This is a genomic window from Spirillospora sp. NPDC029432, from assembly GCF_040703975.1.
In the GTDB taxonomy this organism is placed as follows: Bacteria; Actinomycetota; Actinomycetes; order Streptosporangiales; family Streptosporangiaceae; genus Spirillospora.
In genome coordinates, this window is record NZ_JBEZWH010000002.1 from 271,627 (window position 1) to 278,320 (window position 6,694).

General features: G+C 74.1%; 5 protein-coding genes and 1 pseudogene. 3 read left to right on the forward strand and 3 right to left on the reverse strand.

The genetic code is table 11. From position 1 onward, the window contains the following. The first annotated feature begins 3 nt into the window (after positions 1–3). Positions 4–894 carry a PD-(D/E)XK nuclease family protein gene (locus AB0881_RS02720; RefSeq protein WP_366613711.1) on the forward strand — a complete coding sequence of 297 codons (891 nt, stop codon included), beginning with the start codon at positions 4–6 and terminating at the stop codon, positions 892–894. 6 nt (positions 895–900) lie between these two features. Here AB0881_RS02720 and AB0881_RS02725 read toward each other — a convergent pair whose 3' ends face one another. Continuing rightward, positions 901–1,812, reverse strand: a complete 912-nt coding sequence (locus AB0881_RS02725; RefSeq protein WP_366613712.1) for an oxygenase MpaB family protein — start codon at positions 1,810–1,812, stop codon at positions 901–903. 162 nt (positions 1,813–1,974) lie between these two features. After that, entirely contained in the window at positions 1,975–2,853 is an 879-nt protein-coding gene (locus AB0881_RS02730; RefSeq protein WP_366613713.1) for an alpha/beta fold hydrolase, read from the reverse strand. Positions 2,854–2,923: 70 nt separating this feature from the next. Here AB0881_RS02730 and AB0881_RS02735 point away from each other — a divergent pair, with 70 nt between their 5' ends. Beyond that, positions 2,924–3,604, forward strand: coding sequence for a glycerophosphodiester phosphodiesterase (locus AB0881_RS02735; RefSeq protein WP_366613714.1), 681 nt, complete (start codon positions 2,924–2,926; stop codon positions 3,602–3,604). A 59-nt stretch (positions 3,605–3,663) separates the two neighbouring features. On the opposite strand, the gene AB0881_RS02740 is transcribed toward AB0881_RS02735, so the two are convergent. Next, positions 3,664–5,154 carry a DEAD/DEAH box helicase gene (locus AB0881_RS02740; RefSeq protein WP_366613715.1) on the reverse strand — a complete coding sequence of 497 codons (1,491 nt, stop codon included), beginning with the start codon at positions 5,152–5,154 and terminating at the stop codon, positions 3,664–3,666. Positions 5,155–5,710: 556 nt separating this feature from the next. On the opposite strand from AB0881_RS02740, the pseudogene AB0881_RS02745 reads away from it, so the two are divergent. Next, positions 5,711–6,445 (forward strand): annotated as a pseudogene (locus AB0881_RS02745) (serine/threonine-protein kinase); the annotation flags it as partial. Positions 6,446–6,694 lie beyond the last annotated feature (249 nt).

Consider the following 6,694-nt stretch of genomic DNA (forward strand, 5'->3'; position numbering starts at 1 on the left):
TCCATGGTCGCCGAGCAGCTGGGCCTGGACGGGATGCCCCAGCGGCTTTACTCCTGCACGCCCTCGCGGCTGAACGCGTGGCTGGACTGCCCGCGGCGGTACCGGATGACCTACCTCGACCGGCCGTCGCCGCCCAAGGGCGCGCCCTGGGCGCACAACAGTGTGGGCTCCAGCGTGCACAACGCGCTGGCGGCCTGGTGGCGGCTGCCCGAGGAGGAGCGCTCGGTGGAGTCGGCCGGGGCGCTGCTGGCGCGCGGCTGGCTCACCGACGGCTTCCGGGACGCCGAGCAGTCCGCCGAGTGGCGCGAGCGCGCCCGGGAGATGGTGGAGCGGTACGTCGCGCGCCTCGACCCGGCCGACGAGCCGATCGGCGTGGAGCGCACGGTGGCGACCCGTACCGACCGGATCGCGGTGTCGGGCCGCATCGACCGGCTGGACGCGCGCGGCGCGGAGCTCGTCGTCGTCGACTACAAGACCGGGCGGCACGTGCTGACCTCGGACGACGCCCGCGGCTCGCTCCAGCTGGCGATCTACGCGATGGCGGCGGCGCGGGTGCTGCGCCGCCCGTGCCGCCGCGTCGAGCTGCACCACCTGCCGTCCGGTGAGGTGGCGGTGTGGGAGCACACCGACGAGTCGCTCCAGCGGCACCTGAAGCGCGCCGAGCAGATCGCGGCGGAGGCGGCCGCGGCCGACGAGGCGTACCGGAGCCGGCCCCGCGTGCCGCGGCCGCGCCCCGGCGAGGGCCCGGCGGCGGTCGACCACGCGCCGTACGACGACGTGTTCCCGCCGCGGACGAGCAACCTGTGCTCCTGGTGCGACTTCGCCCGCCACTGCCCGGAGGGCCTCCAGGCCGCCCCGAGGAAGGACCCCTGGGCGGCCCTGCCCACCGACTAGCGGCGGCTAGGCGGCCGGTACGGCCGCGCGCCGCGCGGGCCAGCGGCGCGGGTCGCGCAGGCCGTACAGGCCGTGGCTGGTGTCGTACCCCTCGGCGGCCAGCCGCTGCCGGGACCGCTCCAGCATCTCGCGGGTGTTCTTGGCGAACGCGTAGTCGTGGAGCCGCTCGGGGACGGAGTTCATCGCCATCCGGAACGAGCGCAGCGCGGCGGTGACGGCGGGCTGCGGCACCTCGGGCAGCGCCCCGTACATCTGCCGGGCCCAGTCGGGCAGCGAGTAGTAGCAGAGCGCCCCGAACGGGAACCAGCCCGGCTTCCCGGGGGCCAGGAACTTCAGGTTCTCCGGCATCGTCGGCCACATCAGGAACCGCACCGTGGACGCGGCCTCCTCCGTCACGCGCAGCCGGGGGCGCATGGCGGCCATGTACTCCTCCATCTCGGCCACGCTGCCCGGGACGTCCTCCGCGTGCAGCCCCACGTGCGTCGCCGACTCGCGCTGCTCGTCCAGGTAGCGGTCGGCCATGGCGTCGGTGAGGAGGAGCCCGGCGCGGCGCGCGACCGTCAGGTACGAGTAGACCTCGGCGCAGTGCACCCAGAGCAGCAGCTCGGGCTGGTCCAGGCGCTCCCTCTTGCCGGTGTCGTGGTTGAGGATGCGCAGGCTGCGGTGGATGTCGCGGACCCGCTTGGAGGCCACCTCGACCTCCTCGGCGCTCCCGAACGTGCAGAGCCCGACGAAGTCGGAGGTGCGCTGGAGCCGCCCGAACGGGTCCTCCTGGAAGTTGCTGTTCTGCCAGACGCCCCACATGGCCACCGGGTGCAGCGCCTGCAGCATCAGGCTGCGGACGCCGCCGACCCACATGGACCGGTCGATGTGGACGCGCCAGGTGACACTCTCGGGGGGCTGGACCGTCGCCGACATGCACGCACCTCGCACTCGTGAGACAAACTTGTGTAAGTGTGTCATTACATCGGCGCGCCCGCATCACCGCCCCCACGTGAACGGCGTCACGCGGGGGCGTACAAGGGCGAACAAGGGCGAACAAAGCGCTGTAGAGGGGCTGACGCGGCGAGAGCCGCCGGGTCAGCGGATGGAGCGCTCGGCCTGGTTCCAGAAGTCGGTGAGGGCGCTGGCGGTGGTCTCGGGCGCCTCGACGGCGGGGGAGTGCGCGGCGCTCGGGATCACGACCTTGGCGGCGTCCAGCCGCTCGGCCATCGCCGCCTGGACGCGCGGGTCCCACACGTCGTCGTCCTCGCCGTACAGGACGAGGGTCCGCAGGCCGGTGTCGCCGGCCAGCTTCGCCAGCTCGTCCACCCGGTCGGGGGCCGACAGCAGCTCCCGGGCCATCGTCACCAGCCCGGTCTCGCAGTTGCTCATCGTGCGGGTCTTGAGGAAGTCGATGATGTCCGGCGGGACGCCGCGGCCCACGGCGTCCGGCTCCATGCTGAGCGTCCAGATCTGCCCCATGCCCAGTTGCGGGATGGCGTCCCGCATGGCCTGCGCCTTGGCCGCCGCCTGGCCGGTGACGCCCGCCGGGCCGGAGCTCATGATCGCGTACGAGGCGGGCTGGAGCCGTTCCGACAGGATCGCCTCGCGGGTGACCAGCCCGCCGAACGAGTGCCCGACCAGGTGCGCCGGGTCGGGCCCCAGGGCCTCCGCCAGCGCCACGATGTCGTCGCCCAGCGCCGCCCGCGTGTAGCCGGCCGGGTCGCCGGGGCCCGGGGTCTGGTACTGGCCGCGCATGTCGATCGCCACCACCCGGCGCCCGGCCTGGGCGAGCGGGTGCAGGACCGCGATGAAGTCCTCCTTGCTGCCCGTGTAGCCGGGGACGAGGAGGGCGGGACAGCGTTCGGGTACGCCCGAGCCCGGGAGGGCCTCCAGCGCGGCGAACGGGCCGCGGGAGGTCTCGACCGTCGTCCGGCGGACGCCGGGGGGCAGGGTCAGGAAGCGGGGCGTACTCACAGGGGGCCAGCCTACCGAAAATGCGGACGAAGGCACCGGTCACGGTGCCGCGCTGATAGCGTCACGGGACGTGGAGCAGGGGGTGGCGATCTCGGCGCATCGCCGGGATTCGGCGGGCGTGTCCGGGCTGCGGGCCGCGGTCGCCTCGGGCGCCGAGTACGTGGAGATCGATGTCCGGCGCACCGCCGACGGGGCGCTGGTCGTCCACCATGACCGTACGGTCGCGGGCGTGCCGCTCAACCGCTGCACCTACCCGCGGCTGCGGGAGCTGGCGCCGCGGCCGGTGCCGCTCGTCACCGAGGCGCTGGAGATCATCGGCGGCCGGGCGCGCGGGCATCTGGACCTCAAGGAGCACGGCTGCGAGCACGAGAGCGTCGCGCTGGCGCTGGCGGCGTTCGGGCCGGACGGGTTCGTCGTCACCACCCGCGAGCCCGCCTCGATCGCGCAGATCAAGCGGCGGTTCCCGGAGGTGACCACCGCGCTGTCGGTGGGCCGGGGGCTGTGGGAGCGCGGCGTGGCCGCGCGCGACTACGCCCCGCTGCGCGCGATCCGCGCGTGCGGGGCGGACATGGTGGCGATCAACCACCGGCTGGCGCGCGCCGGCGTGCTGGGCCGGTGCGCGCGGGCCGGGTTCCCCGCCATGGTCTGGACGGTCAACGCCGAGCCGCTGATGCGGCGCTTCCTGGCCGATCCGCGGGTCGCGGTGCTGATCACCGACCGGCCGGGGACGGCGCTGCGGCTGCGCGGCTAGGCGCCGGTCGCGTCCACTGCGAGATCACGCGGACGTGATCTCGCAGCGTGCGGTCGGAATCAGCTGTTCTCGGGGTCCATCACCCGGCCGGCGCGGGTGCGGCGGCGGGTCCGTGCGGGCTTGCGCTCGGTGGCCACGGCACCGCCGTCCTCGGCGGCCTTCGCCGCCTTGGCGGCCGTCTTGGCGGCGGGCTTGGCCGCCGGCTTCTCGGCGGCCGGGGCGGGCTCGGCACCGGCGGCCGCCGCGGCGGCCGCCTCGACCGGCTTGCCGCCGCGGGTGCGGGTCCGGCTGCGCTTGCGCCGCTGGCGGGGGCGCTCGCTCTCGTGGTCGCGGTCGCGGTCGTGCTCCCGGCCGCGGGGCGTCCGGGTCTTGCCGGTCTCGCCGATGTCCTCCAGCTCCTCGGCGTCCAGCCCGGCGCGCTCGCCGCGCTGCTCCTTGGGGAGCTTGCCGGTGGTGCCGGCGGGGATGCCGAGCGCCGCGTAGAAGTGCTCGGAGGTGGAGTAGGTCTCCTCCGGCGCCGCGAACGGCAGGTCGAGCGTGCCGTTGATCAGCTTCCAGCGGCTCAGGTCGGACCAGTCGACCAGGGTGACCGCCACGCCCTCCTTGCCGGCCCGGCCGGTGCGGCCGATCCGGTGGACGTAGGTGTCGGCGCTGTCGGGGCACTCGAAGTTGACCACGTGGGTGACGTCGTCGACGTCCAGCCCGCGGGCCGCCACGTCGGTGGCCACCAGCACGTCGATCTTGCCGTTGCGGAACGCGCGCAGCGCCCGCTCGCGCTGGCCCTGGCCGAGGTCGCCGTGCACGGCCGCGGCGGCGAAGCCGCGCCCGGCCAGATCGGCGGCGACCCGGTCGCAGGCCCGCTTGGTCTGGCAGAACACCATGGTCAGCCCGCGGCCCTCGGCCTGCAGCAGCCGGGCCACCATCTCGGGCTTGTCCATCTGGTGGGCCTGCCAGACGTGCTGGACCACCTGCGGCGTCGCCTCGGACTCGGTGTGCGCCTCGGCCCGGACGTTGGTCGGCCGGGTCAGGTAGCGCCGCGACAGGCCCACGATCTCGCCCGGCATGGTGGCCGAGAAGAGCATCGTCTGCCGCTGGTCCGGGATCCGCTCGATGATCCGCTCGATGTCGGGCAGGAAGCCCAGGTCGAGCATCCGGTCGGCCTCGTCCAGCACCAGGACGCCGACCTCGGACAGGTCGAGGTGCTTCTGCTTGACCAGGTCGAGCAGCCGGCCGGGCGTGCCGACGACGACGTCGACGCCCTCGCGCAGCGCCTCGATCTGCGGCTCGTACGCGCGGCCGCCGTACACCGACAGCACGCGGGTGCCGAGCTTGCCGCCGGCGACCAGCAGGTCGTCGGTGACCTGGAGGGCCAGCTCCCGGGTCGGGGCGACGACGAGGGCCTGGGGCCGCTTGCCGCCGTGCTGGATCCGCTGCAGCAGCGCCACGCCGAAGGCGAGTGTCTTGCCGGTGCCGGTACGGGCCTGGCCGATGATGTCGTGGCCGCCCAGCGCGATCGGCAGGGCGAGCTCTTGGATGGGGAACGCTTCCACGATGCCCTCGGTGGCGAGGGCATCGGCTATCTCGGGTACGACCCCGAGTTCACGAAAGGTAGTCAGGGCTTTCAGCCTCCAATATGCGGGGTCCTCGCTCCCGGGCGGCGGCGCTCGTGGCCCCGGTGCCGCGGGTTCGCGGCACGCCGGGTCGAGTGGCCGCGCGCTCGCGCGGGAGGGACCAGCCGTCGATCAAGATTCCTTCGGCGACCGCAGTCAGGGGTTGAAAGCAGTCACGCGCTGTGGCTGCGTGCGGTCACACTCCGCCACGCAGTGTACCGACCAGGGCTTCAGTACACCAATGGTCGATCTCCTTTGAGAACGCTATGGCCCGGACCGGCTATTCCCCATGTCCGCCGAAGTGGTGTATATGAGGCTGCTGAGGCTTCTGGGACGAGGGGTGCGGACCGGCGGCGGGGCGGCGGCCGGCCCGTACGGGGGAGGCCCCGCCGGAAACCCGCGCGACCACAGTCGGCCAATGATCGCGGAAGATCATGACATCGTGGGATCCGCCAGAATCGTTGCCGGGACGGCCGTGGGCGCGGAGGGTGGGGGCATGCGGTCCGAGGAGACGGGCACGTGGCGGATCGGCGGCTTCACCGAGGTCGGCGAGCTGGGGGCGGGCGCGCAGGGGCGCGTCGTGCTGGCCCGGCACGACGAGGGCGGCGGCCCCGTCGCGATCAAGTACCTGACCCGTACGGACGGCGACGCGGAGGCCGTCGAGCGGCTGCGCGGCGAGGCGGCCATGCTCGCTCGGGTCAGCGACCCGCACGTGGTGCGGATCTTCCGGTTCGTGACCAGCGAGCGCGGGGCGGCGCTGGTGATGGAGGCCGTGGACGGCGTCCCGCTCAAGAGGATGCTCGCGGAACGGGCCCCGCTGGAGCCTGAGGCGGCCCTGGCCGTCCTCAAGGGCTCGCTGATGGGTCTGGCGGCGGCGCACGCGGTCGGTGTCGTCCACCGCGACTACAAGCCCGCGAACGTGGTCGTCCGCGCCGACGGGCTGAGCAAGCTGATCGACTTCGGGATCGCGGCGCTGGCGGGGGAGGGCTCGCGGTCGGGGACCCCCGCGTACATGGCGCCCGAGCAGTGGAACGGGGACCCGGCGTCCCCGGCGACGGACGTGTACGCGGCGACATGCGTGTTCTTCGAGTGCGTGACGGGGCACCGGCCGTACACCGCCGAGGGCGCGGCTGGCCTGATGAGCCGGCACCTGAACGACCCCGTTCCGGCCGGCGCCGTACCGGAGGCGGTGCGCGCGCTGGTGGAGCGCGGCATGGCCAAGGATCCGGGCGCCCGGCCGCAGGGCGCCGCCGCGTTCGTCGCCGAGCTGGAGTCGGCGGCGACGGCGGCGTACGGCCCGGACTGGGAGCGCCGCGGCGTCGGCGCCCTGTCCGTGGCGGCGGTGGCGTTCGCGGCCCTGTTCCCGTTCGCCGCGGCCCTGGGCGCGGGCGGTCGGGTACGCGGGCTTCGGCCCGGATCCCAGGCCGGTCGGGGTGGCCGCGCAGGTCATCCCGTGGAACTTCCCGCTGCTGATGCTGGC

Excerpts from the sequence above, each read along its gene's own strand:
- AB0881_RS02720 (WP_366613711.1), top strand. The coding sequence starts at position 4 with ATGGTCGCCGAGCAGCTGGGCCTGGACGGGATGCCCCAGCGGCTTTAC.
- AB0881_RS02725 (WP_366613712.1), bottom strand. The coding sequence starts at position 1,812 with ATGTCGGCGACGGTCCAGCCCCCCGAGAGTGTCACCTGGCGCGTCCAC.